Below are 26,042 nucleotides of genomic sequence, written 5' to 3'. Positions count from 1 at the left end.
CCCCTCCGGCTGAAAACAACTCGTTTCAATCCCTAATAGGGAGAAAGATAAATTTCGACATATAGCTCAAGAAATTGTAAGTTTTTATCTTGAGTTTCAATCCCTAATAGGGAGAAAGATAAATTTCGACGGTATCATCTTCTGTTGCAGTGCAAGCAATAGCAACGTTTCAATCCCTAATAGGGAGAAAGATAAATTTCGACACCCATTACTCAATCACCACCCAACAACCCACAAACAAAGTTTCAATCCCTAATAGGGAGAAAGATAAATTTCGACCTTACATTGCTCATAATATATAAGCTGCCAAAAGTACTGTTTCAATCCCTAATAGGGAGAAAGATAAATTTCGACAGCAGAGCGAGGCACCTGGATAAAAGGCGCTACGCCAGTTTCAATCCCTAATAGGGAGAAAGATAAATTTCGACCGGGCAACACTGCCGGGTAACTCGCCCTCCAGATCATATGTTTCAATCCCTAATAGGGAGAAAGATAAATTTCGACGACTGATGACCGCAGCAGCTAAAGCTACAGCTGCTAAGTTTCAATCCCTAATAGGGAGAAAGATAAATTTCGACTTAGCTGGCTTCAATGAGTTCATCTAGCTGTGTTTCAATCCCTAATAGGGAGAAAGATAAATTTCGACCGTGTTAGGTATACCTAGCCACTTCGATGATGCCCAAGGTTTCAATCCCTAATAGGGAGAAAGATAAATTTCGACAAACATTAGAAGGTGTTACTCCTTGCAGAAATATTGTTTCAATCCCTAATAGGGAGAAAGATAAATTTCGACTGCGGCAGTTAGAAAACTGCACCATATAAAGTTTTCAAGGTTCTAAACCGCCGATGATCTAATGATAGCATCATAAAAAGTAAATTGGTTGACAGGTAAATAGCTGAAATCCAGTCTGGGCAAGGAGCGCGGATGGTTGATTACAAATTTTCTCCAAAATCCTTATCCTGTAAGCAATCCAGGCATTTTTTTTCTAACCCTTTTTCCAACACCTACCCATCCGCGCATTGGGCAAAGAAAATCCTGTTATTACAGAAAATCGGCAATCAGCAGTTGGAAGGTTCCATAACTGATTACCGGTTGTAGTTTTTCCACTAAAGGACGACTCATCAAAGGGGACTACAAAGGTGTGATGCTGGCAATCTTGCCTCCTTCGCGTTGCACCCGTTGCATGTAATCTGATAGCTGTTCATAAGGAATGACAACAGCTTTGTTGCTACGGCGTACACGGGGATACTGGGGAGTTAAAAGAGCAGACACTTCCACACGGTACAAGCGACGATCTCCATAAATGGTTGAGCCACCGAAAGCAGTATTGGGAGTCACTCCCTTGGCTGAGGGACGATAGCCATAGCCAGGGCTACCTGGTGCGACAACTGCCGAGGCGGTATTGCGTCCCAACTCTGTGACCAGGTGTGGAGAATTGCCACCAAACTGAGCGCGATCGCTGTTGGCATAGCCGCGATATAGTTGGAACATCCGGCTAAACCCAACAGTTTTCTGTCCGGTTTGAGTCGCGAAGCCGCGATAGTAGGGTACTATGTATTCGCCAAAGTTTGCTTGATACTCGGGTGAATCAATGTAAGCATCTATGTCGGCGTCGTAGCCTTTGTTTTGATACAAATCCAAGTGATGGATGATTTCAGCTTCGTCATAAGGTGCCCGACCCAACAAGTGCTTATAATTCAGTTCAATGGTACGGGTTTGAAAACTGTTGTAGAAAAACTTGGATTTATATAGTTCTGATTTTGCCACCTGCCGGACAAATTCTTGCACTGTAATCCTGCCATTTGCCAGGAGTGATTCAATACTAGTCAGGCGTTGCGAAGCCATTAAATAATCGTTGCCCAATAGCTGACGATAGACAGCGCCAATAACATTTGGCACATCTGTTGGACTACGTAGTTCTACAGGGGAAAAATTATTAAAAGCAGAGGTTCCAAGGCGGGATGCTTCTGTTGTAATAGCCATTTAAAAAATCTCCTTATTAACCAAGTTCATCATTTGTCATTTGTCTAATACCAATGACCTATGACCTATGACTAATTAAGAAAGCGTGATGCTCATGACTTTGAAGCCCTTGCTGTTCAGTTGTTGCAACTTGCTGGAAAGCTGCTCAAAAGGCACAACAACTTCACTCGTAGCACGCCGTAGCACAGGCGATTTGGAAGAGGGCGGTTGCATAATCCGCAGTCGGTAGGTACTTCCGCCACGGCTACCTGTAGAGACACCTGTCAACGAGCCACTGGAGGCTGCGTAGATGGGTGAAGCTGTATTCTGGGCTACTTCCCGAGTTAGCCGTCCTTGATTTTGTTTTTGGGCGCGATCGCTACTGGAATAGCCCCTAAATAGTTGGAACATCCGGCTGAAGCCGACATTTTTCTGACCAACTTGAGTCGTAAAGCCGCGAAGGTAGGGGACTATATTTTCGCCAAAATTTTCTTGATATTCGTCGCTGTCAATGTAATAATCAATATCTGCTTCAAAGCCCCGCTCATCTAATATCTGACTGTGAGCAACCATTTCACTGTAGTCATTTGGAGCACGACCAAGTAAATGCTTGAAGTTCAACTCAGTTGTGCGGTAACGGTAGCAATTCTCAAAGAACCGCGAGCGGTACAAATCCGACTTAGCAATCTGCCGTACAAACTCGCGAACCGATATCTCACCCCGCTTGAGTTGAGATTCAGGGACAACGAGTCGCTCACTTTCCATGACATAGCAATTGCCCAATACCTGTCGATAGACAGCGCGGATTACCACTTCGATCTGTTCTGCACTGTCATCTGGGCACAGTTCTATCCATGCTGAAGCTTCGCTCGGTGTAATCCCTAGTCGTTCCGAACCAGCGAAAACTGCCATATTTGCCTCCCTATTTCAACCAGTTATCAGTTATCAGTTATCAGTTATCAGGTAGGAAACGGATTCGTCCACCCCTTGTTCACTGTTTACTGTTCACTGTTCACTGTTTTAATATGCCTCATAGCAAAAAAGCAGCCCGGTAAAGTGAACAACTCAATCATCAATCATCATGATTGCTAACAAAACTGTTTACCCTACCGGGCCTATGTGTTTACTAGCTTAGACAGTTAATAGCGTAGTCGAGGTAAGAGTTAGCTTCTACTGCTGGATCTCCGCTCAGACCGTGGTTAGCTTTAATGTGCTTGAGTGCTTCAACGTACCAGCTAGGAGACAGGTCGAAGGTCTTGTTAATTTCAGCTATTCCAGCGATCAAGTAATCATCCAATGGACCAGTACCACCAACAACTAAGCAGTAGGTGACCATCCGCAGGTAGTAACCGATGTCACGGACGCACTTTGCCTTGCCACGAGAATCTGCAGCATACTGAGGTCCCTGCATTTGGGTGGTGTAAGGGAACTTCTGGTATACCGCGTTTGCAGCACCATCAGCCAAACTTTGAGCCTTAGAGGTCAAAGCTTTAGCTGCTTCCAAGCTAGCGCTAGCTTGACGGAAGCGACCAAACGCAACCTGGACTTCTGTGCTGCTCAGGAAACGTCCTTGGGAATCAGCAGCGCTAACAGCTTCAGTGAGTGGAGTTTTCATTGCTTTTTCGATCTGTTGTATTGTTTTACAAAGTTTTGCTTGAAAGCGAGTTTGTCTTAAGTCATTTGTCCACTAGTCATTTGTCTAAAGTTAATGACCATTTATCAAATGACTGGTCACTAAAGATTTAAGCAACAGCAGAAGCTGCACGATCAAAGTAGCCAGAGACTTCGGACATCAACGCGCTGCAATCTCCTTTGGTGATACCGTTGGTATCATTCGCAATTTTTAAGGCTGCGTCTTTCATTTTTTGAACGCCCACTGCTACTGAAGCACCAGGGGTTCCTAATGCCAAGTAGGTTTCCTTCAGACCGTTCAGACAGCGATCATCAAGTACGCTACCATCTCCAGAAAAAATAGCGTAGGTGATGTAGCGCAAGATAATTTCCATATCGCGCAAGCAAGCTGCCATCCGACGGCTGGTATAAGCATTGCCACCAGGAGCGATTAGCTGGGGTTGTTCTGCAAACAGACTACGAGCGGCATCAGCAACGATCGCGGAGGCATTGCTGGTAATCCGGTTAACGGTATCCATCCGCTTGTTGCCATCTGCAACCATTGCTGCCAGAGCATCCAATTGACTAGTGCTCAGGTATTCACCTCGTGCATCGGCTTGAGAAACAACTTTTGCAAATGCGTCTTGCATAAATTTCGTCTCCTAAATTCCTTCGTTTGAGTTACGATGTCGTTTCACAACTGAATGATTCAGCAATCGTGAATTTTGCCTGTGTGGGCAGCTGAGAAAGGCTATACAGTGATATTGGGCATCAGAGTTCTCAGGAATTCTCAGATTTTACTGTTTCAGTATATTGAGAACAGTGTTAACTTATTTAACGAATCTGAGACAAACTCCTCTTTTTATGATTTTAGAGGTAACTGAGCCATAAGATGCTTCTCATTTTTGCCTTCCTAAATCTTTATACAATGGAAAGGGGATCCTTGTGTGTGAAAAGTTGTTAGAACTTAGTTTTTTTTTACAATCGGTAACAATATAGATACAGTCTAGCTTTTAACCTTGACAATACGTACCATAGTTACACCACTTTTGCGCCGTGGCTACCAAGAAAAGTAGATTAAACGTTACATTAAACGACATTGAACGGGAGAAGTTGGAAAAGCTCGCCGAAGAGTCTGGACTCTCCCTGTCTCGTACGATCGCCCAATTAATCCGCAAAGCAAAGCTTAAGCCAAATGATAAGGAAAGTTAACGCTTAACACTGAACAGAGGAAGCGATTTCTTGACCCCCCTGATAACTGATAACTGCTTACTGTTAACTGACAACTGATTCGGTCAGCTTTCTCTCTAGGTCAAAAAGGAAGCCATGAATGTATTCCTCTGTCCACTCTTGGCCGTAGAAACGCTTGAACATTCCTCGTGCTGGGTCTTTCTCGGCGCGATACCGCAAATAGCGCAATTGTGCCTGCTTGATGGTAGCTAGGGCTTGAGTATCCATCACAGGTTCTGCCTGTTCTACAAAATCCAAGTATGCCTTGAGGTAGTCTTTAAACGCGGCGAACACATGGGTTTCAACATCAGTAGTCTCTTTGGGGCGAGTCCAAAGGAATGCGGGCGAAAAGAAAGGGCGGGCTTCTTCGGGAAAGTCTCCACCCCACGGTAGATGTTGCCGATAGCTCTCAAAGATGGGCAGAATCGGTGCGCTATACTTTGCCTGATAGTCCGGATCATCCCGAAACAAGGGTTGCATATCCAGGGCAATCAGGTGTCCTCCTGGCAAGGTTACCAAATCCGCTCCAAAAAATGGCAGATCGTAGTTCAGATCAGGAAAAATAACGAAATTGAGAACTTGGAGTGATTTGCCACCCTGTACGTGCGCTGCCCGAATCTGTCGAAGTTTTGGTGCACAAAAGCCATAACTGGTCGTCACAACTTCCTCTTGATTTTTGCCCTTGCCTGTGATAGCACTTTTGTATTCAAACCCTGAAGGAATGGGATAGGGCATCAGTTCTAATCGCGATTGCAAATAGGCGATCGCATCATCGAGAAACGGTTGATAAAGAGTCATTGGTTATTAGTCATTAGTCATTAGTCATTAGTCATCAGTCATCAGTAATTTTTTTTAACAGATGACTAATGACAGAACACAAGGAGCAAAAAACTACTTTTTAGCGGTAGCGGCTAATGGTACTGCATCTTCAAACAAAAACCCGTAGAGGAAGCGTTCTGCCCACTCATGACCAAAGTAACTGCTGAATAGACCTGACGCCGGATCGCGTTCAGCACTGTATTGGTCGTAATCTTTTTGCGCCTTGACGATTCGCGCAATGTCTTCTGGATCTTGTAGAGGTTCCGCCTCATCTAGCATTTGCCAGTACAAATTCAAGTAGTCGTTGAACGCTGCAAGTAAGCGTGTCGCGACGGTTTCGGCATCTGTTTTGGCAAACAGTAGGTATTTAGAGAAATATTGATTGGCGTCATAAAACTTCATCTCCAAGTTTTGTGCCAAATCTGGATATTTAGCGTGTAGGAATTTCAATGGCTCAATGTACTTGCGCTGATACGCATCATCTTGGAACAGAGGCTGAAAATCAAGCACAACCAAGTTTTTTATTTTGCCGAACGACAGAAAATCTACTCCCAACAAGGGTAAGTCGTAATGATGGTTAGGATAAATAACGCTATTGAAAATTTGAGCACTTTCGCCCGCATCAATGTAGGTATAGCGAATTTTTCGCAATTGTCGGCATTGATAGCACCAGCTTTGAATGGTTGCTGGGTTTCTGCCGCGATCGCTGACCTTCAACTCTAACCCTGCTGGAATTGCCCGATTTTGTAAATTGAATCTGTTAAACAGTTCATTTTCTAAATGTTTTACAAAGGGCTTGTACATTGATATTAATCCGTATTTATAAGACTTTCTCGACAACAATAAAGGATTGTGAGAACCTCTGTCCCATTTCTTTACAAGGATGCAATAATTTGTGACATACTCCAGTTGCCAAACTTAACTTGCTGATGCTCTTGCCAAATTCTGTTCAATCAATTGATTTAAGGTTGCCTCTGATACGCAACGGCGTTCTGAACAATATGTCATCATATATACACCATTTATAGCACGCACAGTACTAACACGCACACGAAAGTCATCAGTAATAAACCAGCACCGTTCTTGTCCCTGGTTGATATCATATTCCGTGTCCATTGTCAAAATGCCATCTTTACCAAACCAGTAGCGACTAGTAACTGGCATTTTTTCCACGTAGCCGCGATCGCGGATCAGTTTTCCAGACAACAAACTTTCATCATCTGGCACATCAACGAGCACCGCCGCTTGATCTGGATTGGGTTCGCGATTGTCCTGGTTTTCCTGCCACATAAAACTGCCTCCTCCCATTGCCCTGGCAGGATCAATTCCTTGATTTTCACAAATCGTTTTCACTCTTGGATCTTCTGGTTCAACGACTTGAATAATCAAATTTGACTCCCCAGACTGATCCGCCGCCAGGTCAAAATGGTGGACAGTGCGTTGGGTAAACCACGTGCCTTGACTCTTACGAAAAAAGTCCATCATAGTCATGGGTGGAATCAGCCGCATTTCTAACCTCAACAGCAGGAAAAGTATAAAGGAATGTAACAAGAATTAATCTTATGTTCCACATTGTACACTTTTATCAGTTATCAGTTATCAAGTACCCGCAGTACCAGTGATCAATTGTTCCCCGTTCACTGTTCACTGTTCACTGTTCCCTGTTCACTGTTCACTGTTCTCAGCGCTCCTTAAAGAAAATGACTGCAAAAAACTCCAATATTTCCTTATCTAGTAACATAGCAGCCCTCAAAGCAGGAGAGGCTGTCAATCATGAAGATTTGTATCAGTCCGACCTCAGGGGACTCGATTTGCAACGAGCAAACCTGCGCCAGACAAATCTGGTTGGAGCCAATCTGAGTGGAGCCAATCTGAGTGGGGCAGATCTGAGTGGTGCTGATCTGCGTAAGGCTGACTTGCAGGGCGCTGATTTGAGCAATGCTAATTTGCAAGGAGCATTTTTGCACCGCACATCTGTTCAGAAAGCAAATTTTAGCGGTGCGAATTTGGAAGGAGCTAAACTACAAGCAGCTCGATATGACCAAGACACAATTTGGCCGGAAGGATTTGCTTACAAAAGCTGTGGAGCAATTGGTCCAGGTGCCAATCTCAGCGGTGCTCACCTCAACACTGCCAATTTGAGAGATGCTGATTTGAGGAATGCAAATCTGTTGGGAGCATACCTATGTGGTGCAGATCTCACTGGAGCAAATTTACAGAATGCACGCCTGAGTGGTGCGGATTTACGGTTAGCCTATTTGACAGGAGCTGACTTACGGAATGCGCGACTGAATAATGTAGATTTACAAGGGGCAGATTTGCGAGCTACCAACTTCAGTGGTGTTGAAATCGAGTACCTTCAGAGTATTGCTGGGGCAGATTTTACTCTTGTTCAGGGATTGAGTGAGGCGATAAGAGCTCTTTTACTCAGCCGTCCTGCTTTAGAATTGGATGCTTGGAATTCCTTTACTCGCAAAACAACGCGTCAAAGTTTAGAAGTTGGTGATAGCGCCAACAAATAAGCCAGGACTTACCCAAAAATAACGTACTTGCACCCGTTGCGACGTCTGGTAGCCAATCTCACAGTCTTCTTCTTTCATAACTCGTGTGTGAGTCCTATAAGCGTTACATTTTTGCGGGATAACTTTATTTTGTTTGCTTACAATAAACTATTTCTCTCGTTCCTTCTCTCTGCCAAGGAACGCATAACTGTGGGTTGCTACCTCTATATAATTGTTGGAAGGTGAGGAGAGCGCGAATGACATGGAACAAGCAAACTTAGTCTTGCAAACAATGAATTTGTATTTCTGTAATAACAGAGGAAAGCAATGGCAACTTTTGAGGTGATAACAAAAGAAGGATTGCGCTTAGTCAAGGTTATTTTACAACACGAAACCGTGAAAACGGAGTCTGGTGCTTTGTACTATATGCGTGGCAATATTAATATGGAATCTAAAGCACCTTCAGCAGGTAGCTTTTTTAAATCTCTAGCAACAGGTGAGAATATTTTTCGACCCACTTATACAGGAACGGGTGAATTATATTTGGAGCCTTCTTTATCTGGATTTCACATCATAGAGTTAAATGGTATTGAATGGATTTTAGACAAAGGAGCATACTGGGCAAGTGATGGATCTGTAGAAGTCAGTGTTGAGAGAAATAAATTATTTTCTGGTTTAATCGGTGGCGAAGGTTTGTTTCAAACTAAAGTCAAAGGTAGAGGAAAAGTGGTCATGGTAGCCCAAGGACCTGTTGAAGAGATACATTTGCAAAATGACCGCTTGGTTGTCGATGGTAATTTTGCAATCGCTCGCACGAACACCCTAAAATATCGAGTTGAAAAAGCCACTAAGTCTATTTTGGGTTCGATGACTTCGGGTGAGTTTTTAGTCAATACTTTTGAGGGAACTGGTACTGTGCTTCTTGCTCCTGTTCCTTATTGGGGAGAGATGTTGCTGCGTCAAATTATCTCAGCACGTCCGACAAATACTTCTAGTTCAGAATAATTATGAAAGCGTAGAAAAGAAAGGAATTATAAATTGAGTTATTCCCTCTATGCAATTTATAATTTAGAATATTTTTCTCGTTCCTTGCCAGAGACAAGGAACGAGAGAAAAACACAAAAATAACAAAATATCATAATAAACAATGCCTCACCACATTCTCAAAGCCACCAGGGAAACTGTGCATCTGGGTGGGTTCTCTCATCTTCTAGAACCAGCACTCACTGTTGACTCTGGCGACACAGTTGACGTAGAAACATACACTGGTTACTACGTTTACGACAAAGCACCACCAGAGTTTGTGACACCTGCATTTTTGGATATTTGCCAAAATCTTCCTCCAGAACGCAAAGTTGCAGCCGGACCACATTTGTTGACAGGACCAATATATGTGCAGGGTGCCGAACCTGGAGATGTTTTGGAAGTCAAACTAGAAGCAATCACACCCAGTTTACCTGTTGGCTTTAATGCGATTCGTACAGGTTGGGGAGCATTACCACATCAGTTTCATCAACCAGCTTTAAGATTTGTTCCTCTCGATTTAGAAAATCAGATTACAGAATTTCCAATTGATAGTGGTATCAAAATTCCTCTCAAACCCTTTTTTGGTATCCTGGGTGTCGCAACTACAGAAGCATCCCGAAACTCAATTCCTCCTGGTGATTATGGTGGTAATATTGATAATCAGGAACTCCAAGCTGGGACTAAGATTTTTCTACCAATTTTTGTTCCTGGTGCTTTATTTTCTATCGGTGATGGACACTCAGTTCAAGGAGATGGGGAAGTTAATGTCACCGCAATTGAGACTTCAATGAACGGCACAATTCAGTTAAAAGTTCGTAAAGATTTGCAGTTGACAACGCCGATTGCCGAAACACCTACAGATATCATAACTATGGGATTTGGTCAAACATTAGATGAAGCTTTGGAACTGGCTTTAAAAAACATGATTGACTTTTTAAAACGCTTCATCAATTTGTCACCGGAAGATGCTTATGTTTTGTGTAGTTTAGCCGTGAATTTTCGCATTACTCAAGTTGTCAACAGTCCGCAAAAAGGTGTTCATGGAATTTTATCAAAGTCCATTTTGCCTAAAGCAATTGAATTATAGAAATCTTATTTTTTTTCAAAAATATTAATTTTTTATGCTTACAGTTAAGAGGGCGTATCACTGCTTTGCTTTAACTTGAGTAGAGGAATGAGAAACCAACAAAGCATTGTAAATACTGCACTGACAATGACAAGGATGGAAACTGGAATTCCCCGATTATATAAGTAACCACCCAAGATAGGACCCGGCTGTTTAGCCAGGTTATACACGGACATTAGCAGTGCGTAGGTTGTTGCTTCCACACCAACAGGACAAGCTCTTGCTGCTAGTTCTAATACACCCAGCATGGATATCATGTAAAAAAATCCAAAAAATATACTCGCCAGGATAGCACTTTGCTCATTCTGTATAAACAACAAACCGAGGGTAGAGACAGCAGTTAACCCAATTGCAAGATTAAGCAGCAACTTTCGTGACATTCTGGCGGCAAAAATCCCAAAAACGATTGCACCTAAACCATTGGCAATAGCTTCAAATGTACCTAAAAGACCTATAAATTGAGCGTCAAATTTCAAAGTATCTTTATAGTAATATACCACGTAATCTACCAGAGGCGGAATAAGAGTGAATTCAAGACAAGCAATAAAGCCAAGAATAGCTAGAAACCGTTGCGATTTTAGTGTTAACAAAAGGGATTTCAAACTACTTTTCATTGAAACAGTTGTGTGCTGCTTTTTTTCATCTCCAAGTAATATGAAGGTTCCAATTAAACCAATCAACGGCACAATTGCAGTTGCTCCAAAAGCGATGGATAGATTAGAATTTGTAGCGAGCCAGCCGCTGATATAATACAGAAGCGCCACACCAAAACTCAGAGAAGTCCATTGAACTGCTTGTAAGAGAGCTGTTTTGCCTAACATCGTGCCTTGAACGACCATGATTTTGTCTGTCAGCACATCGCTAAAAGCTATGCATATATTGACTAAAATAAGACCGCCTGCCAGCATGTTAATCGTATTAACTTGAAAACCGCATAATCCTAATAAAAGAATCAGCGCTAGCCCATAGCAGATAAAAAAATAGCTTTTGAACTGATAGCCAAAGAGCGGAATTGCATCCTGAATGATTCCGAAAAATGGTCTTACTAACCAGGGAAGAAAAATAAAACTGGTGAAGCTTGCCAACTGTGCTGGTGAAAGTCCAAGGTTATCTTTTAGATAGATCCTCAGTGGAAGATTGAAAAGTCCTGGATAACATCCATAAGATTGAATTAAATAATACAGAACCATCATGCAAATAAGTCGGCGCATTGCTGTCTAATCTTCCTTTGTTCTAATCTTCCTAGTATTGTTGCACACTAATTACATGTATTCTGTGCGTTAGATTTAGACGCAAAACTAAACTCAATTGCCGAAAGGTTGGTTTGGATGTCAACCACTTTTTCTAACTTAAAGCCAGACTTGTCAAACAATTTCTGAAAATGTCGTCTTGTGCGCCATCCACCCCCAATATTTTTCTAGTTCCCCATGTGGGTTTTCTCCAGCAACTTAACACTGGCATAGATAGCATCAATATGGGGAGTGGGAGTTCGCGTCAGTCTTCCCAGTTCTGCGACAGCACCAACGATCGCATCCACTTCTGTTGGACGAAACGCTTCAACATCCTGCAGCATCGAAGTTTTGTGAGCACCAACTTTTTGGGCACCGTCAATTCGCTGATCCAAGGTGATGCCAAAATCAATCCCCAGCTTTTGGGCGATCGCCTGTGCTTCGCTCATCATCTGTTTTGCTAGTTCGCGAGTCAAAGGGTATTGGCAAATATGATCGAGTGTTGCACCAGTCAAGGCGCTAATGGGATTAAACGCTACGTTCCCCCACAACTTCACCCACAGATCAGTGCGGATTTGAGTGCGTATGGGTGCTTTCAAACCTGCTGACTTCAAAGCTTGCGCTAACAACTGAATCCGTTCGGTTTTAGAAGCATCGATTTCACCCAGACTGAAGCGATCGCCCTCAATATGTTTAATCACACCCGGTTCAACTATCTCAGTCGCTGGGTAAACAACACAACCAATCACGCGCTCAACATTAATATGAGCTTCAATGGTACCATCTGGATCTACAGATTGAATCGCAGTTCCTTCATACTCGCCGCCGTGCTTGCGAAAGTACCACCAGGGAATGCCATTCTGAGCTGTCACTACCATTGTTTCAGGTTTATAGAGAGAGGGGAGATTGGGGGCGATCGCCGCCACACTCGTAGTTTTAACAGCCAAAATCACCACATCCTGAGGTTCGGCTTGACTCATATCACTAGTTGCCAAACTTGGTGTAGCTACGTGAGTTGAGCCATCTGGCATCATCAGTTTCAGCCCATTTTTTTGAATTGCTTCTAAATGAGCACCACGAACAATCAGCGTCACCTCATTGCCAGAAAGCGCCAACTTTGCTCCCAAATAACCACCAATAGCACCCGCGCCAACAATACAGATTTTCATTTTTTTATCACTCCCCTATAGCAATCCTAAATGAGTTGTAAAAATTATTTTTTGAACGAACCGCCCTTCGGGTTCGCCAGTCCCCCAAACTCCTGCGGAGACGCTACGCGAACGTGACGGAAGCCGCCAAGACGGGGGCTGGACTCACCAAGTCGCCTTAGCGTAGCGTGCGCCTTAGCGCATAGGACGCCAAGAAAAGAGAAAAGAGAGAATTTCACGTAAGCGCAAGCGCACGCTAAGAGCGAACGCGCAGCGGGCAAGGCAGGGCTTATGATGCGCGGATTGCTATAGCTTGAGCAACTTCGCCATATTCAGCCGTTGCAACTTCCCTGTCGCTCCACGGGGTAGTTCATCTAAAATGTGAATTTGGTTAGGGACTTTGAAGTCTGCCAATAGGCTTGCACAGTAAGCCAAAAGTTCCTTTTCGCTGGTTTCACCCTTAAGGACGACAGCCGCGTGAATATCTTCTCCCAAGGATTTATGAGGTACGGCAAAAGCAAGGGCTTCAGCAACTGCAGGATGACGCAGCAGTATATCATCTACTTCTAGTGGAGAAATTTTTTCACCGCCTCGGTTAATTAATTCCTTAATCCGTCCAGTCAGGCGCAGATACCCCTCAGCATCCAGTGTCCCCTGATCGCCAGTACGGAACCAACCATTCACAAAAGCAGTGGCATTAGCTTGTGGGTTATTCTCGTAGCCATCAATTACATTTGGTCCTTTTACCACAACTTCGCCCAAGCTTCCTTGAGGCACTAAATTGCCATCTTCGTCCATAATACCGACTTCCACACCAAAGCCATAGCCAACCGTGCCCGGTTTACGTACTTTAGGCGGTAACGGATTAGTCGCCATCAAGTGAGCAGCTTCGGTCATGCTGTAAGATTCTAAGACAGGAGCATTGAGCGTTGCTTCCATTTGTTCGATAATGACAGGGGCAAGGGGAGCGCTGCTAGAGCGAATGAAGCGGAAGCGGTTCGCTTTGATAATGGCTTCGTTACGGCTAGCTCGCGCTAGAATTGTTTGGTGCATGGTGGGTGCAGCCGAGTACCAAGTGGGTTTATAAGTTTCCACCAGTTTCCAGAAACTTAGAGCATTGAAACCATCGGGTATGACGAGCGTTCCGCCAGATGCCAGAGTTGCCAGCATACACCCCACCAGCCCGTGAATGTGGAACAAAGGCATAAAACAGAGTGTCGTGTCAGCTGGCGAAAGTGAGTATGCACCGATAATATTATTAGCAGAAGCAATCAAGTTACGATGCCGAATCGGGACTCGCTTGGGACGACTCGTGGTACCGCTGGTGTGCAGAATCATCGCCACATCGTCGGAGTCGGGAAACTCTTGATTGCCCAAGGATTTCCCTTCCCCGCAAGCTGTTTTCACTAATTCAAAGCTTAATGTGCCGTTCTCGCTAACCTGAGCATGAATGTGTATCATGTCGGGCGTAGCAGCGGCGATACTCCCAGAAGGAGTCGCCCCTTGGGCGATCGCAGCTTCTGGCACGTCAGGCAGCGTAATCAAGGCTTTTGCCTGAGTATCTTCGTAGTAAAAGCCAAATTCTTCTTGCTTGTATTTTGGATTGAGTGGTGCTGCAGTACCACATAAAGCCGCCGCAATAAAGCTGAGTACCATAGGTACCCCGTTTGACATGGCAATGGCGATGCGTTCGCCCCGTTGCAAACCAAAACTGTTGAGTTGGGATACCAGTTCGACCACGTTCTCACGCAGTTGCTTATAGGTGAGTGTTGATCCCTCTGGTGCAACCAAGGCTGGATGATCGTCTTCCCCTGCTAAAAGCTCAAATATATTCATAGACAACACCTGGAGTAGCCAGGGGAATCACGGTTGATTGTCAATCTAACTAATCACATATTTGTGTTGATTGAGCAATACGTGATTCATATACAGTGAATATGTAAATTTTGCTACTGAGTAAACCAATGAAATTAGCAATTCACACGAGTTCACGCGTGATTGTAATTACGGCAATTTCTGCTACTATAGGACACGCTAGGAGCGGCAATATCTTAACATTTTATTTATGGAGCGTCGTAAGTTTATAAAGTATGCCACTTTAGCAGGAACTAGCTTTACATTTGCTGGTTGTAACCAAGGCGGTAAATCTCAACCACAGGGTGAAGTACCTGTCTGGGCTTCACCTATGGCGGCGAACGAAGTTCTTAAGGTAGGATTTATCTACGTTGAACCTATAGGTGAAGCTGGGTGGACTTATGCCCACGATTTAGGTCGCAGAGAAATGGAGGCAAATCTTCAGCAAAGGGTGAAAACCACTTTTGTGGAAAATGTGAGTGAAGATGCCAACGCCCAAAGGGTTCTTCGTCAATTGGCGTTAGAAGGTAATAAGTTAATTTTCGCGACTTCTTTTGGCTACATGAACCCAACTTTTGAAGTAGCAAAAGATTTTCCCAATGTTCGTTTTGAGCAATGTAGTGGACCTAAACGCGTTACAAATGTCGGTACTTATCTGGGACGCTTTGAAGAACCGCGATACTTAACTGGCATGATTGCTGGTAAAATGACAAAATCGAATGTGATTGGTTTTGTTGGTTCATACCCAATTCCTGAAGTGATTCGAGGAATAGGCGCGTTTACGCAAGGACTGCGCAAGACGAATCCGAAAGCAAAAGTAAGAGTAGTCTGGGTTGAGAATTGGTATGATCCAGCCAAAGAAAGAGAAGCAGCGCAAGCTTTGGTTAACTTAGGTGCAGACGTCCTAACACAAGATACTAACTCTGCTGCCCCGATTCAACTAGCAGAGGAAAAGGGTATTTATGCTTTTGGCTACAACACTGATATGAGTAGGTTTGGTGCAAAAGCTTGTTTAACATCAGATCTGAATCAATGGGGTAAATTTTATACAGAGCAAGCCTTGGCTGTGATCAATGGTACTTGGAAGTCTGAAGAAGTTTGGTATGGAATTGCCCAAGAAATGGTGGATATTTCGCCCTTGAATCCTGTAATTCCTCAAGATGTTCAACAATTGGTGATGGCGAAGCGTGATGAGTTTATTAAAGGTACAGCACATCCTTTTGATGGCCCAGTCAAAGACCAAAACGGTGTGCTGCGAGTCCCGAACGGTCAGGTGTTGAGTGATAGGGAACAACTAGCAATGGATTGGTATGTAGAAGGAATTGAAGGATTGATTCCAAAGGTACAATCGTGAAGGCTTAACCGTGATTGCAAAGAATTGGTTTTGATAGCTTTATTCGCGAAATTCTACAACATCGCGTTTGATAATGACTTCGTGGTTTCCAAAAAAGCTTTGTCCCAGCAGAGGAACATTGCCAATTGCAACCAGTACATTCTCAACCTTCGCTCCACCAACTTCTATCGATTCTACTTCAGCGAGAGGCATTTTTACTTGTTTATTATCAGCGAGTGTGAAAACGGCTTCACCTACTGGTTTTACTTTCAACGTTTTTGCCATATTCTGGGTGATGGTGGTGACAGAAGCACCTGTATCCAAAATCATCTCTTCTTTGTGATCGTCATTGAAAGTAACTTCAATTCTTGGCGTGAGACTATTTCCCCGTTGAACTCGGGCTGGTCCAGACTTACGTGGGAAATGAATAACCAGAGCCATCAATAAAACCAACAAGGCTAGTTCCATATTAAACACTCCGCAGAAATATTAAGTCAATCAACAAACCATATTTTCTATTACAAAGAAACGGGATATAGGAATCCTGTTTGGTTTATGAACTGAACTAGTACAGCACGGCGTAAGTTAACCAGGTATTACTGTGGGAGAATGAGTAATTAGATTAAAAGTAGTTTTTGCTGAGAAGCGGAGAATTAGGATGTGGCAGGATTAGCTCCAAAACAATTAAACTTAAGCGATGGCGATCGCTCAGAACTGCAAGAGTTGGTAAACCGACACAATACAGGGCAACAAATAGTACTACGTGCAAAAATAATTCTTCTAGCGTCAGAGGGGAAAAATAATGGCGAAATTGCTCGAACATTAAATATAAGTCTGGATATGGCTCGTTTATGGCGAAACCGATGGTTTAAAACTAGCGATAAAAAGTTGCCTACTTTTGAGAGACTACGAGATTCGGAGCGTATTGGGGCACCAGTAAAATTTAGTATGGAGCAAGTAATCAAACTGTTTGCCCTTGCATGTTCAAAACCCGAAGACTACGGACGACCAATAAGTCATTGGACACCAAGAGAACTAGCAGACGAAATTATAAAGCAAGGGATTATTGAAAGCATATCTGTCCGCCATGTTGGAAGATTACTAGAAGAGGCAGAACTTAAACCCCACCAGAGTAGTTACTGGTTAACCCCCCCCTAAGGACGAAGAATTTGACGTAAAAGTTGAAGATATTACTGGTTTATACATAAGTGCGATTGAACGTTATCAAAACGCAGAGCGTACAATATCAATTGATGAAATGACGGGTATTCAAGCTACAGAGCGTCTAGAAAAAGATTTACCGATGCGACCTGGTAAAGTTGAAAGAAGGGAGTTTGAGTATATTCGTCACGGTACACAGAGTTTAATTGCTAATTTTGATGTCGCTACTGGTAAGATTATCGAGCCTACTTGTGGAGATTCTCGAACAGAAGTTGATTTTGTTCTCAATATTCGTCGAATCATTGAAAGTGAACCCAATGCTAAAAAATGGCATCTAATCATGGATTGTCTGAATACGCATCAGTCTGAATCGCTGGTTCGTTTGGTTGCAGAAAAAGAAGGTTTGAATATCGATCTGGGTATTAAAGGAAAAAGGGGAATACTCAAATCCATGAAATCCCGTGCTGCTTTTTTAAGTGACAAAACACATCGAATTGTTTTCCATTACACCCCTAAACACTCTTCTTGGCTCAACCAGATTGAAATTTGGTTCAGTATTTTGGTTCGTAAGTTACTTCAGCGTGCTAGCTTCAAGAGTCAGGATGACCTAAAAACCCGAATTCTTGAATTTATCGACTACTTTAATAAAACAATGGCTAAACCTTTTCAGTGGACATATAAGGGTAAAGTGTTAGCTGTCTAATACTTGGTTTATTTACGCCGTGCTGTACTAGTTGAGCTAGGGAACTCTTAATAGGGGGCGCTTAGCATAAACTGTACCTAGCTGATAAAAATCAAATAGGAATTCTGTAGAACCTTTCAGATTCCTTTGCCAAATACATTGGTCTTGAAAGATTGCTTATATCGTTTTACAATGAGGCTGCATACAATAGGAAATTACTTCCACAGTGATTTCCCTATAATTCCTAGGCATCTTAAAGCTTTAAGATTCTGTGCAAGCTCAATGTAATTTGATATTAAACAATTTGTCGTTGTATAGCAATCCGGTTTTATTTGGTGAAAGTACTTGCGTAGGAAGGCAATAGGGAACTCTTAACGCTTAACAGGAAATAAGGCTCTTTGAGGTGTACGAAGCTTCGCAAAAATCAAATAGGAGTCCTATATATTTCTTCAATAAGAGAAAATAGCCTTTCTTTAGATAAAGGTGTGCATAAACTTTACTACAGTGCAAGGAAGAATGAAAACTGTTTGAAAAAAAAGTTTACTTATCGAACAACCAGAGTGATCAAATTAGGTACTGAGTAACTGAAACTACAAAAGTAAAAACCTAGCAGGAGCCAAGGAAAAGGATTAATTCCAAACGTACAATCGTGAAGGCTTAACCGTGATTGCAAAGAATTGGTTTTGATTGCTTTATTCGCGAAATTCTACAACATTGCGTTTGATAATGACTTCATGGTTACCAAAAAAGCTCTGTAGTAACCGTTCAGGGGGCAAGAAAGTGACGCAACTCAGGAAGCAGCGCCCTTATTTGGCGGTAGCGAGAACTGGCTCAAAGACCCCTAACTGGCAGTTGGCGGTTATAGCATCAAATCCTGTGAACGGTTACTCACAACTTGAAGCTTTTGAAAGTGAATAAAAAAAGCAAACACTACCGACAGTCAATCTTTAGTGTTTGCTGATTTTGAAACAGGTGCATTTACCGCAAAACGATAAACACTCACTAACAATTTTAAATCATGTCGAAACCATTAGGACGTGAATCTGTCTGTAATTCGCTTCATCGCCTCCTCCACATTCTCCCGACTATTGAAAGCGGAAATGCGGAAGTAACCTTCCCCGGCTGCACCAAACCCAGAACCAGGTGTACCTACAACATTGCAAGTGTGCAGCAACTTATCGAAGAAATCCCAACTGGACAAACTATTTGGAGTTTGTACCCAAACGTAGGGTGCATTCACTCCACCGTAAACTGCTAATCCTGCGGCTGTGAGTTTCTCGCGAATAATTTTGGCATTCTCCAAATAGAAGCTAATCAGTTCCTTTATTTGCGCTTGTCCTTCCTGGGAGTAAACTGCCTCAGCTCCACGTTGCACAATGTAAGATACGCCATTAAACTTGGTAGACTGGCGACGGTTCCATAGCTTCCACAGTTCCACATCGGAACCATCGGCTGCTTTTGCTGTCAGGTTTTTCGGGACAACGGTGAACGCACAGCGGGTACCAGTAAAGCCTGCATTTTTGGAGAAAGAACGAAATTCAATCGCACATTCCCTCGCTCCTTCAATTTCGTAGATGGAGTGAGGTAGTTCCGCATCGGTGATATAAGCTTCGTAAGCTGCGTCGAAGAAAATGATGGAACCATTTGCTCTAGCATAGTCCACCCATGCTTTTAAGTGTTCTTTCGTAGCAACGGCTCCTGTGGGGTTATTTGGGAAACACAGGTAAATTAAATCCACTTTTTGAGAAGGAATCTCAGCAGTGAAGTTGTTTTGGGCGGTAATGGGCAGATAAACTAAGCCCTCGAATTCGCCTTTATCGTTTGCTGATCCGGTATTTCCTGCCATCACGTTTGTGTCTACATATACAGGATAAACAGGATCTGTGACGGCGATAATGTTGTTGTTACCAAAGATGTCGAGAATGTTGCCTGTGTCGCATTTAGAACCATCGGAAGTGAAGATTTCCGATGCATCAACTTCGCATCCTCGCGCTTGAAAATCTTGGGCAGCTATTTTTTCTAGCAACCAAGTATAGCCTTGTTCTGGACCATAACCTTTGAATGAAGCGCGATCGCCCATTTCTTCAACCGCTTTAATCATTGCTGTTCGGCAAGCTTCCGGCAGTGGTTCTGTAACATCACCAATCCCGAGTTTGATTATTTTAGCATCTGGATTGGCTTGAGCGAAGGCATTCACCCGTCGCCCTATTTCCGGGAACAGGTAACCTGCTTTGAGCTTGAGGTAGTTGTCGTTAATTGTTGCCATAGTAGTTTGATACAAATGTCATAAATAAACAGCTTACAGTATCGCAGCAGAAAGCCCACTTCACGCGCGGAGTGGGACGGACAGATACCTAGGCTGGGAGAACGCCAGATGCTTTACTAAGAACCTCAGCACTTTGGCAAATTTGATATTTCAGTAGTATCATCATGATACCACTCTAGCTGATAAAAACTATGGAACAAAAAATCAAAGAATTTCCAGCGTTCAAGGTCAACGGCTTCGTCATCTTGGCTGTGGTAGTCGCGCTCACGCTCCTAGGAGGGTGGTATCTTTGGTCTAGCGTGCAGGGGTTAGAAGCTTTACTGGCAAGAGGTTTGAAAGTGACTGATTTTATCGGTAGTGACGATACTGTTGCAGAGTTTATTGCTTGGTTGGCTGCTACACTCCTGGTTGTTATCATCCCATCGCTATCAGGATTCTTTAGCGTTGAGCCTAATCAAGCGGTGGTGTTGGTACTGTTTGGGAAATACATGGGAACTGTGCGCGAATCGGGCTTTTGGTGGACAAATCCCTTTGCTAGCAAGCAAAAAATTTCGCTGCGGGTTCGTAACTTCAACAGCAAAATCATCAAAGTCAATGATGCTGAAGGAAGTCCGATTGAAATTGCGGCGGTTGTCGTCTGGCAGGTTTTCGATTCAGCGAAGTCAAAGTTTGCAGTCGATGATTATGAAGAATTTGTTGCCATTCAAAGTGAAACCGCCATTAGATCTTTAGCCATTCGATATCCCTACGACAGTCCAGATGAAACACAAACTCCTTCGCTGCGGGGAATTCCCGATGAAATCGCTCACGCCCTGCAAAAAGAACTCCAAGCCCGTTTGGAAGTAACGGGTGTAGAAGTGATTGAAGCACGACTTTCGCATCTTGCCTATGCACCAGAAATCGCTCCAATGATGCTGCGACGACAGCAAGCAAAAGCGTTAATTGATGCGCGACGGCAGATTGTCGAGGGTGCAGTGGGGATGGTGAATGAAGCGTTGAATCGTCTCAGTCAAGAACAAATGGTGAATTTGGATGATGAGCGCAAAGCTTCTATGATTAATAACCTGTTGGTTGTCCTCACCTCTGAGCAAACCGCCCAACCCGTTATCAATGCTGGAACACTTTATAATTAAGAAATGGGACAAAAAAAACGATTTTTGTTACGTCTGGATGAGAGACTTTACGAGATTGTGGAGAAATGGTCTGCAGATGAACTAAGAAGCGTGAATGCACAGATCGAGTATCTGTTAACTGACGCTGTGAAGAAAGCAGGACGCTGGAAGGAAGACAAGGGTAAATCAGAGCAAGAGTGAGAGCGAAATATATTTTATACACGTACTGTAAAAGGCATCAAACGTTATCAAAATTGTGAATCGCTGCAAACCCTTCCGAATCCGACGAATGATTCCCCAGTCGTATGGAAAACAGCGTTTGCATTCCAGCAACTTGAGCTGCTTTCAGTTCAGCAGTGACGTCTGAGATAAAGAGAATCTTTTCTGGTGCGATTCCGATAGCATCAGCTATTTTGCGATAACTCTCGGCTTCTTTTTTGGAACCAGTTTGGGTGTCAAAGTAACCGCTGATAAAAACAGTCAAGTCTCCCACCTCACTGTGGCGAAACAGGAGTTGTTGCGCTTGCACACTGCCAGATGAGAAAATAAACAGCCGTTTGCCAGCAGTTGTCCAGCGTTCAAATGCGGGTTTTACGTCTGCAAACATTTGCGATCGCAATGTACCATCCCGATACCCCTGATCCCAAATCTTACCCTGCAACGATTTTAACCCTGTCGATTTGCGGTCAATAGCAATCAAATGGTGGATATAACGAACAGCCCCCGTCACCTCCGTTTCTTGCCAATCAGGTACTGACAACCCCTGTGCCAAATCAGTTTCGTACTCTTGCCTTAACCATTGCAAATCAGTTTGCACCTGTGCATCCTGCTGATGAGTTGTCAGAAAATCAGCTACATAGTCGCGGGCAAATGGAAATAACACCCCGAAGACGTAGTCAACCGGGGTTGTTGTGCCTTCAATATCCAAGAGGATAACGTCTGCGGTATTAGAGTAGCCTGTGCTCATAATCAGTGAACAGTGAACAGTAAACAGTTAACAAAAGAAACAGATCCGTATTTTCTGTTGTAACTGATAACTGGTAACTGATAACTGATTATTCAGCTACATCCCAAGCTGTCACGGGTTGACACACCTGTCACAGGATTAACTCCATCAGCACGTTTGCACATCAACTTCACTTCGTAAGCATCAACAATTGAATTAGAAAAATCTGCTCCTGTAATCACCGCATCAAAAAAGTGACTGCTGGTGAAAATGGCATCAGTCAAAATGGCGTTGGTTAAATTCGCTTCACTAAAGATCACGCGATCAGCAAATGTTTCTGCAAGATTCGCTCCGCTTAAATCTGCTTTCAGGAACGATCCCTTAGTGAGAATAGTTCCACTTAGATTTGCCCCTTGGAAGTTTGCCGCCTGCATAATTCCACCTGCAAAGGACGTTCCATGTAAATCTTTATTGGAAAAATCTTGATGTTCTAAGTTGGCGAGCGTGTAATTAACCTTATTCTCCTGAGCTAAAACAGCGGCGGGATTCAACAGTAATCCGCAAAGAGTTAACACAAACAGGAGCAGGACACTGAAAATAGACTGTAACCGAGTTTTATCTTTTCGCTTCATTATATAAATACCTTACTTCAGATATTAACTTTGATAGAGCTTGATTGAATTTGGTGCTGATCATCTCAATGTCACATTTTAATTTGATCTGGTGATTGGAGATAGTATTCTTAAATTGGAATCAGAGTATTAAAATTCCATCTTCCCTTGTCTAGTAGGGAAATGCTTTGTAACTGCTTGTCAATTTTATAACTTACAAGCAAGTACAAAGGTTGTCATCCTTGTGAAGTTAACAGTCTAATTTTTACCACGCAAAAGCAACACTCATAAGACTTTTGCATGATCAATTCTTAAAGGAGATACACCAATGTCAGAACTCCAAAGAGTGACAATTCGCCCTGTAGATGAGTATAACCAGACATTAGTTTCTTACGTACATCCACTGGATTGGGTCAATCCTCAACCTGCTGATTGTTATGATTTAGTGGTTATTGGTGCAGGTACAGCCGGATTAGTAGCGGCTGGAGGTGCGGCGCTTGTGGCTGGGGGTTTAAAAGTAGCTTTGATTGAAAAGCACCTTATGGGTGGGGATTGTTTGAATTTTGGTTGCGTACCATCCAAGTGCTTGATCCGGTCTTCTCGTGTGGTTGGTGAAATCTGGAATGCCAAAGCATATGGAATTCGTACGTCGAAATATGTTGATGTTGATTTTTCTGAAGTTATGGAACGGATGCGACGAGTTAGAGCCGGAATCAGCCATAATGACTCAGCAAAACGTTTCCAAAACATGGGAGTGGATGTTTTCTTAGGGAACGCTCAGTTTTCTAGCAGTGATACTATAAAAGTTGATCACCAGACTCTCCGCTTTAAAAAAGCGGTTATTGCTACAGGAACCAGACCCATACAACCTTCCATCCCAGGAATTGAAGAGGCGGGTTATCTGACTAATGAAACAGTTTTTTCTTTGATTCAAAAACCACTCAGTTTAGTTGTGATTGGTGGTGGTCCAATTGGCTGCGAGTTAGCACAGGCTTTTCGACGCCTAGGTTGTGAGGTGATACTTTTTCACAAAGGTTCTCATATTCTGAATAAAGAAGATGCTGACGCCGCTGAGATTGTGCAAAAAGTCTTTGTCCAAGAAGGCATTCGCTTAGTGCTAAACTGCCAGATACAAAAGGTGGAAAAAACCGAGGACGGTAAAACAATTTATTTTACCTGCAATGGTAAGCAAGATGTGGTCACAGTAGATGAAATTTTAGTGGGTACAGGACGCGCCCCAAATGTGGAAGGTCTGAATTTAGATGTAGTCGGGGTAGAGTACGACGAACGCCAGGGTGTGAAGGTGAATGATTACCTTCAAACCACAAATCCAAAAATTTATGCGGCGGGTGATATTTGCATGAGTTGGAAGTTCACCCATGCGGCTGATGCTGCAGCCCGAATAGTCATTAGAAATGCACTGTTTTCTCCGTTTGGTTTGGGACGCCAGAAACTCAGCAGTTTAATCATGCCTTGGGTAACTTATACTGATCCAGAAATTGCCCATGTGGGAATGTATGAACATGAGGCGCAACAGAAGGGTATTGATGTAGCGACGATTAAAATTCCTTTTACTGATGTAGATCGCGCAGTTGCTGATGGAGAAGAGGAAGGATTTGTCAAAATCCACCATCAAAAGGGGTCTGATAAAATTTTGGGTGCTACTATTGTTGCCCGCCATGCAGGTGAGATGATTTCACAGATCACAACGGCAATTGTCGGTAATATTGGCTTGACTAAACTGAGTCAAGTGATTCATCCTTATCCAACTCAGGCTGAAGCCATTAGGAAGGCAGCAGATGCTTATTATCTCTCGACTGCCTTCACACCAAACACCAAAAGATTATTAGCCTGGGTGAGAAAGTTTTCCTGACTTTATTCACCTTCACTTTTAAAGTATATACAGCACATTGCAACTAAATGAAGTACAGTACTGAGGTCTAAAAGGCAAACTTATCAGCCCTTTTTACTTCTGAACGCCAGAACCCTAGATCGGGAGATCCTCCTACAGTGCTAGCTTTTGCTGACTCCTCAGTGCTGAATTCTGCTGTATCTTTCAAAATAATGTGGTGTTTGGAATCCAAACCAATCTTGCCTTGTTGTTGTAACTTACCCATAAGTCGTGTAATCGTTACCCTAGTTGTGCAGCAGGCGCTGGCAAGTTCTTCATGAGTCAGGCGAATATTCAAGCGAGTTCCTTCTAGCACCCTTTGACCAATTTCGTGTTTTAAAAGCAGTAACAATTGCTCAAACCTATCTTGTACCCGTCGTCTACCAGCAATCAGCAAAAAAGATTCTGTTTGCCATAACCGTTGATTGATTTTTGGTAACAGTATGTGACTCAACGTTGGTGAAGCTGCAATTTCTGCAAGGTGAATTGACACTAGTTTCACATCGGATAGAGCAGTTGCTTGGTAAGCTTGTAGCGAGGTCAGATTTGAACCAAAAACCATTCCAGATCCTGCTAACCCAATGATTACTTCCTCTCCGCTTTCATACAGTGTATTTAGCTTAACATAACCTTCACATATATACCAAATCATGCCTGGTTTGAGAGGGAGAAAGTCTCCTTTACTACATTTGTGCCAAAGCTTGTTTTGAGTTACGTCGGAGTCATGATCCAACAGTGCTAATTCTACTTGGTTGCGATCGCTTATGTTACGCACTAGCCACCTGAGTCCTATTGGCTGACGTAGCTCATTACGGATAACTCCCACTGTTATGGCGGCGTCAAATAACTCGTCATTGCGTTTGTGAAGATGTAGGACTAACTCTTTTGGTTTTTTGGATTCCGCTAATTGGCTCAGGTAGCCGCGAAAGTTTTGGCGATCTTCAAGCGCTACGAAGTTAATTATTGGTTTGCTCAGCATAGACTGCTGTGAGACGTTCAGTAGTGTCCCCGCAGTATGGTTAGCCTCTTTAATTATGCCTAACATATCTGTCACTAAATAGGCATCTGGTGCAAACTCAAATAAATCCTGGTAGCGTTGGCGTTCTATTTCTAACAAGTTTCGTGTTAGCAACAGTTCTTCATTTTGCTGATAAAGTTCCTGTACAGCCACATTGACAATTTCTGAGGTGCTACCAAGTTCGATAAGAGTTTGCGGTAGTACATCTGGTATAACAGGATTTGTACTTAGATTTTGGTATAAATCTGTTAAACGCCTGTGCATTCCTGACACGCGTTTGGTAAATTGGTCTATTTCTAATTTGTCTATATTCACTGTTGATTTCCTCTACACAGCTTTCAAGCTTAAACAAAAAATCTAAGGTAAAAATGAAGTTTAGAACAGACACACTGTAAGTCAAAAAATATATAGAGCAATTGCTTCTAAAAATTGCTCTTTTGCGCTAAGCCACTCAATGATAAAATTCTATTTTCATGAGTGGTAATTTTGACTAAAATTTATTTCCTCCACTCAAA

26 protein-coding genes and 1 CRISPR repeat array (1 of these 27 cut by a window edge) are annotated in these 26,042 nt (G+C 43.0%); of the genes, 11 read left to right on the top strand and 15 right to left on the bottom strand.

The window, feature by feature from the left end; translation table 11 throughout:
* Positions 1-793: direct repeats of the CRISPR family, unit length 37 nt; unit sequence GTTTCAATCCCTAATAGGGAGAAAGATAAATTTCGAC (it extends 117 nt beyond the left edge of the window).
* A 339-nt stretch (positions 794-1,132) separates the two neighbouring features.
* The 4 genes from DP114_RS05535 to DP114_RS05520 form a co-directional block, all read right to left on the bottom strand.
* Positions 1,133-1,984, bottom strand: coding sequence for a phycobilisome linker polypeptide (locus tag DP114_RS05535; RefSeq protein WP_171975654.1), 852 nt, complete (start codon positions 1,982-1,984; stop codon positions 1,133-1,135).
* Positions 1,985-2,059: 75 nt separating this feature from the next.
* Complete coding sequence (locus DP114_RS05530) at positions 2,060-2,875, bottom strand: phycobilisome rod-core linker polypeptide (RefSeq protein WP_171975653.1); 816 nt, start codon at positions 2,873-2,875, stop codon at positions 2,060-2,062.
* 214 nt (positions 2,876-3,089) lie between these two features.
* Positions 3,090-3,578, bottom strand: coding sequence for a phycocyanin subunit alpha (cpcA, locus tag DP114_RS05525; protein WP_169266874.1), 489 nt, complete (start codon positions 3,576-3,578; stop codon positions 3,090-3,092).
* 127 nt (positions 3,579-3,705) lie between these two features.
* The gene (locus DP114_RS05520) at positions 3,706-4,224 is read right to left on the bottom strand and encodes a phycocyanin subunit beta (protein WP_169266873.1); all 519 of its coding nucleotides are present in this window, start codon (positions 4,222-4,224) and stop codon (positions 3,706-3,708) included.
* A 406-nt stretch (positions 4,225-4,630) separates the two neighbouring features.
* Here DP114_RS05520 and DP114_RS05515 point away from each other — a divergent pair, with 406 nt between their 5' ends.
* Positions 4,631-4,786 (top strand): ribbon-helix-helix protein, CopG family, encoded by a 156-nt coding sequence (locus DP114_RS05515; RefSeq protein WP_071654251.1) that lies wholly within the window; start codon positions 4,631-4,633, stop codon positions 4,784-4,786.
* 63 nt (positions 4,787-4,849) lie between these two features.
* On the opposite strand, the gene DP114_RS05510 is transcribed toward DP114_RS05515, so the two are convergent.
* From DP114_RS05510 to DP114_RS05500, 3 genes are all read right to left on the bottom strand, one after another.
* Positions 4,850-5,602, bottom strand: a complete 753-nt coding sequence (locus DP114_RS05510) for a phycoerythrobilin:ferredoxin oxidoreductase (RefSeq protein WP_171975652.1) — start codon at positions 5,600-5,602, stop codon at positions 4,850-4,852.
* A 93-nt stretch (positions 5,603-5,695) separates the two neighbouring features.
* Positions 5,696-6,427: a 15,16-dihydrobiliverdin:ferredoxin oxidoreductase gene (locus tag DP114_RS05505; RefSeq protein WP_171975651.1), complete on the bottom strand. Its 732-nt coding sequence runs from the start codon at positions 6,425-6,427 to the stop codon at positions 5,696-5,698.
* A 114-nt stretch (positions 6,428-6,541) separates the two neighbouring features.
* The gene (locus DP114_RS05500) at positions 6,542-7,132 is read right to left on the bottom strand and encodes a phycobiliprotein lyase (protein WP_169266870.1); all 591 of its coding nucleotides are present in this window, start codon (positions 7,130-7,132) and stop codon (positions 6,542-6,544) included.
* A gap of 191 nt (positions 7,133-7,323) precedes the next feature.
* Between DP114_RS05500 and DP114_RS05495 the strand changes: the two genes are divergently transcribed.
* From DP114_RS05495 to DP114_RS05485, 3 genes are all read left to right on the top strand, one after another.
* On the top strand, positions 7,324-8,145 hold the full coding sequence (locus DP114_RS05495; protein WP_169266869.1) for a pentapeptide repeat-containing protein: 822 nt from the start codon (positions 7,324-7,326) through the stop codon (positions 8,143-8,145).
* Between the two features lie 306 nt (positions 8,146-8,451).
* Positions 8,452-9,129, top strand: a complete 678-nt coding sequence (locus DP114_RS05490; RefSeq protein ID WP_169266868.1) for an AIM24 family protein — start codon at positions 8,452-8,454, stop codon at positions 9,127-9,129.
* 142 nt (positions 9,130-9,271) lie between these two features.
* On the top strand, positions 9,272-10,237 hold the full coding sequence (locus DP114_RS05485; protein WP_171975650.1) for an acetamidase/formamidase family protein: 966 nt from the start codon (positions 9,272-9,274) through the stop codon (positions 10,235-10,237).
* A 44-nt stretch (positions 10,238-10,281) separates the two neighbouring features.
* Here DP114_RS05485 and DP114_RS05480 read toward each other — a convergent pair whose 3' ends face one another.
* The 3 genes from DP114_RS05480 to DP114_RS05470 all read right to left on the bottom strand — a co-directional run bounded on the left by DP114_RS05480 (position 10,282) and on the right by DP114_RS05470 (position 14,489).
* Positions 10,282-11,487: an MFS transporter gene (locus tag DP114_RS05480; RefSeq protein ID WP_171975649.1), complete on the bottom strand. Its 1,206-nt coding sequence runs from the start codon at positions 11,485-11,487 to the stop codon at positions 10,282-10,284.
* A 206-nt stretch (positions 11,488-11,693) separates the two neighbouring features.
* On the bottom strand, positions 11,694-12,674 hold the full coding sequence (locus DP114_RS05475) for a 2-dehydropantoate 2-reductase (RefSeq protein WP_169266865.1): 981 nt from the start codon (positions 12,672-12,674) through the stop codon (positions 11,694-11,696).
* Between the two features lie 285 nt (positions 12,675-12,959).
* Positions 12,960-14,489: an acyl--CoA ligase gene (locus DP114_RS05470; protein WP_171975648.1), complete on the bottom strand. Its 1,530-nt coding sequence runs from the start codon at positions 14,487-14,489 to the stop codon at positions 12,960-12,962.
* Positions 14,490-14,718: 229 nt separating this feature from the next.
* Between DP114_RS05470 and DP114_RS05465 the strand changes: the two genes are divergently transcribed.
* Positions 14,719-15,861, top strand: coding sequence for a BMP family ABC transporter substrate-binding protein (locus tag DP114_RS05465; RefSeq protein ID WP_171975647.1), 1,143 nt, complete (start codon positions 14,719-14,721; stop codon positions 15,859-15,861).
* Positions 15,862-15,900: 39 nt separating this feature from the next.
* Here DP114_RS05465 and DP114_RS05460 read toward each other — a convergent pair whose 3' ends face one another.
* Positions 15,901-16,308: a retropepsin-like aspartic protease family protein gene (locus DP114_RS05460; protein WP_171975646.1), complete on the bottom strand. Its 408-nt coding sequence runs from the start codon at positions 16,306-16,308 to the stop codon at positions 15,901-15,903.
* Between the two features lie 192 nt (positions 16,309-16,500).
* On the opposite strand from DP114_RS05460, the gene DP114_RS05455 reads away from it, so the two are divergent.
* The 3 genes from DP114_RS05455 (at position 16,501) to DP114_RS34295 (ending at position 18,601) form a co-directional block, all read left to right on the top strand.
* Positions 16,501-16,998: a helix-turn-helix domain-containing protein gene (locus DP114_RS05455; protein ID WP_169263472.1), complete on the top strand. Its 498-nt coding sequence runs from the start codon at positions 16,501-16,503 to the stop codon at positions 16,996-16,998.
* Positions 16,999-17,029: 31 nt separating this feature from the next.
* On the top strand, positions 17,030-17,704 hold the full coding sequence (locus tag DP114_RS05450; protein WP_256379389.1) for a transposase: 675 nt from the start codon (positions 17,030-17,032) through the stop codon (positions 17,702-17,704).
* Positions 17,705-18,409: 705 nt separating this feature from the next.
* Positions 18,410-18,601: a hypothetical protein gene (locus DP114_RS34295; protein ID WP_216669969.1), complete on the top strand. Its 192-nt coding sequence runs from the start codon at positions 18,410-18,412 to the stop codon at positions 18,599-18,601.
* 112 nt (positions 18,602-18,713) lie between these two features.
* Here the strand turns inward: DP114_RS34295 and DP114_RS05445 are convergent, their stop codons facing one another.
* Entirely contained in the window at positions 18,714-19,949 is a 1,236-nt protein-coding gene (locus DP114_RS05445; RefSeq protein ID WP_171975645.1) for an LL-diaminopimelate aminotransferase, read from the bottom strand.
* 191 nt (positions 19,950-20,140) lie between these two features.
* Between DP114_RS05445 and DP114_RS05440 the strand changes: the two genes are divergently transcribed.
* Together DP114_RS05440 and DP114_RS05435 are read left to right on the top strand one after the other, a co-directional pair.
* On the top strand, positions 20,141-21,082 hold the full coding sequence (locus DP114_RS05440; protein ID WP_171975644.1) for an SPFH domain-containing protein: 942 nt from the start codon (positions 20,141-20,143) through the stop codon (positions 21,080-21,082).
* Positions 21,083-21,085: 3 nt separating this feature from the next.
* Positions 21,086-21,262 (top strand): type II toxin-antitoxin system antitoxin, encoded by a 177-nt coding sequence (locus DP114_RS05435; RefSeq protein ID WP_169266859.1) that lies wholly within the window; start codon positions 21,086-21,088, stop codon positions 21,260-21,262.
* A 37-nt stretch (positions 21,263-21,299) separates the two neighbouring features.
* On the opposite strand, the gene mtnC is transcribed toward DP114_RS05435, so the two are convergent.
* On the bottom strand, positions 21,300-22,028 hold the full coding sequence (gene mtnC / locus DP114_RS05430) for an acireductone synthase (protein WP_171975643.1): 729 nt from the start codon (positions 22,026-22,028) through the stop codon (positions 21,300-21,302).
* A gap of 92 nt (positions 22,029-22,120) precedes the next feature.
* On the bottom strand, positions 22,121-22,639 hold the full coding sequence (locus tag DP114_RS05425; RefSeq protein ID WP_171975642.1) for a pentapeptide repeat-containing protein: 519 nt from the start codon (positions 22,637-22,639) through the stop codon (positions 22,121-22,123).
* A 307-nt stretch (positions 22,640-22,946) separates the two neighbouring features.
* On the opposite strand from DP114_RS05425, the gene DP114_RS05420 reads away from it, so the two are divergent.
* The gene (locus DP114_RS05420; RefSeq protein WP_171975641.1) at positions 22,947-24,491 is read left to right on the top strand and encodes a mercuric reductase; all 1,545 of its coding nucleotides are present in this window, start codon (positions 22,947-22,949) and stop codon (positions 24,489-24,491) included.
* 67 nt (positions 24,492-24,558) lie between these two features.
* Here the strand turns inward: DP114_RS05420 and DP114_RS05415 are convergent, their stop codons facing one another.
* The gene (locus tag DP114_RS05415) at positions 24,559-25,842 is read right to left on the bottom strand and encodes a helix-turn-helix domain-containing protein (RefSeq protein WP_246163064.1); all 1,284 of its coding nucleotides are present in this window, start codon (positions 25,840-25,842) and stop codon (positions 24,559-24,561) included.
* Positions 25,843-26,042 lie beyond the last annotated feature (200 nt).

This window comes from Brasilonema sennae CENA114 (assembly GCF_006968745.1).
In the GTDB taxonomy this organism is placed as follows: Bacteria; Cyanobacteriota; Cyanobacteriia; order Cyanobacteriales; family Nostocaceae; genus Brasilonema; species Brasilonema sennae.
The sequence above is the reverse complement of the archived record's forward strand: the minus strand, read 5'-3'. Positions and strand labels throughout refer to the sequence as shown.

What these genes read in the sequence shown, in the direction of transcription:
- DP114_RS05535 (WP_171975654.1), bottom strand. Translation starts at nt 1,984, where the DNA reads ATGGCTATTACAACAGAAGCATCCCGCCTTGGAACCTCTGCTTTTAAT.
- DP114_RS05530 (WP_171975653.1), bottom strand. Translation starts at nt 2,875, where the DNA reads ATGGCAGTTTTCGCTGGTTCGGAACGACTAGGGATTACACCGAGCGAA.
- cpcA (WP_169266874.1), bottom strand. Translation starts at nt 3,578, where the DNA reads ATGAAAACTCCACTCACTGAAGCTGTTAGCGCTGCTGATTCCCAAGGA.
- DP114_RS05520 (WP_169266873.1), bottom strand. Translation starts at nt 4,224, where the DNA reads ATGCAAGACGCATTTGCAAAAGTTGTTTCTCAAGCCGATGCACGAGGT.
- DP114_RS05510 (WP_171975652.1), bottom strand. Translation starts at nt 5,602, where the DNA reads ATGACTCTTTATCAACCGTTTCTCGATGATGCGATCGCCTATTTGCAA.
- DP114_RS05505 (WP_171975651.1), bottom strand. Translation starts at nt 6,427, where the DNA reads ATGTACAAGCCCTTTGTAAAACATTTAGAAAATGAACTGTTTAACAGA.
- DP114_RS05500 (WP_169266870.1), bottom strand. Translation starts at nt 7,132, where the DNA reads ATGCGGCTGATTCCACCCATGACTATGATGGACTTTTTTCGTAAGAGT.
- DP114_RS05495 (WP_169266869.1), top strand. Translation starts at nt 7,324, where the DNA reads ATGACTGCAAAAAACTCCAATATTTCCTTATCTAGTAACATAGCAGCC.
- DP114_RS05490 (WP_169266868.1), top strand. Translation starts at nt 8,452, where the DNA reads ATGGCAACTTTTGAGGTGATAACAAAAGAAGGATTGCGCTTAGTCAAG.
- DP114_RS05485 (WP_171975650.1), top strand. Translation starts at nt 9,272, where the DNA reads ATGCCTCACCACATTCTCAAAGCCACCAGGGAAACTGTGCATCTGGGT.
- DP114_RS05480 (WP_171975649.1), bottom strand. Translation starts at nt 11,487, where the DNA reads ATGCGCCGACTTATTTGCATGATGGTTCTGTATTATTTAATTCAATCT.
- DP114_RS05475 (WP_169266865.1), bottom strand. Translation starts at nt 12,674, where the DNA reads ATGAAAATCTGTATTGTTGGCGCGGGTGCTATTGGTGGTTATTTGGGA.
- DP114_RS05470 (WP_171975648.1), bottom strand. Translation starts at nt 14,489, where the DNA reads ATGAATATATTTGAGCTTTTAGCAGGGGAAGACGATCATCCAGCCTTG.
- DP114_RS05465 (WP_171975647.1), top strand. Translation starts at nt 14,719, where the DNA reads ATGGAGCGTCGTAAGTTTATAAAGTATGCCACTTTAGCAGGAACTAGC.
- DP114_RS05460 (WP_171975646.1), bottom strand. Translation starts at nt 16,308, where the DNA reads ATGGAACTAGCCTTGTTGGTTTTATTGATGGCTCTGGTTATTCATTTC.
- DP114_RS34295 (WP_216669969.1), top strand. Translation starts at nt 18,410, where the DNA reads ATGACTTCATGGTTACCAAAAAAGCTCTGTAGTAACCGTTCAGGGGGC.
- DP114_RS05445 (WP_171975645.1), bottom strand. Translation starts at nt 19,949, where the DNA reads ATGGCAACAATTAACGACAACTACCTCAAGCTCAAAGCAGGTTACCTG.
- DP114_RS05440 (WP_171975644.1), top strand. Translation starts at nt 20,141, where the DNA reads ATGGAACAAAAAATCAAAGAATTTCCAGCGTTCAAGGTCAACGGCTTC.
- DP114_RS05435 (WP_169266859.1), top strand. Translation starts at nt 21,086, where the DNA reads ATGGGACAAAAAAAACGATTTTTGTTACGTCTGGATGAGAGACTTTAC.
- mtnC (WP_171975643.1), bottom strand. Translation starts at nt 22,028, where the DNA reads ATGAGCACAGGCTACTCTAATACCGCAGACGTTATCCTCTTGGATATT.
- DP114_RS05425 (WP_171975642.1), bottom strand. Translation starts at nt 22,639, where the DNA reads ATGAAGCGAAAAGATAAAACTCGGTTACAGTCTATTTTCAGTGTCCTG.
- DP114_RS05420 (WP_171975641.1), top strand. Translation starts at nt 22,947, where the DNA reads ATGTCAGAACTCCAAAGAGTGACAATTCGCCCTGTAGATGAGTATAAC.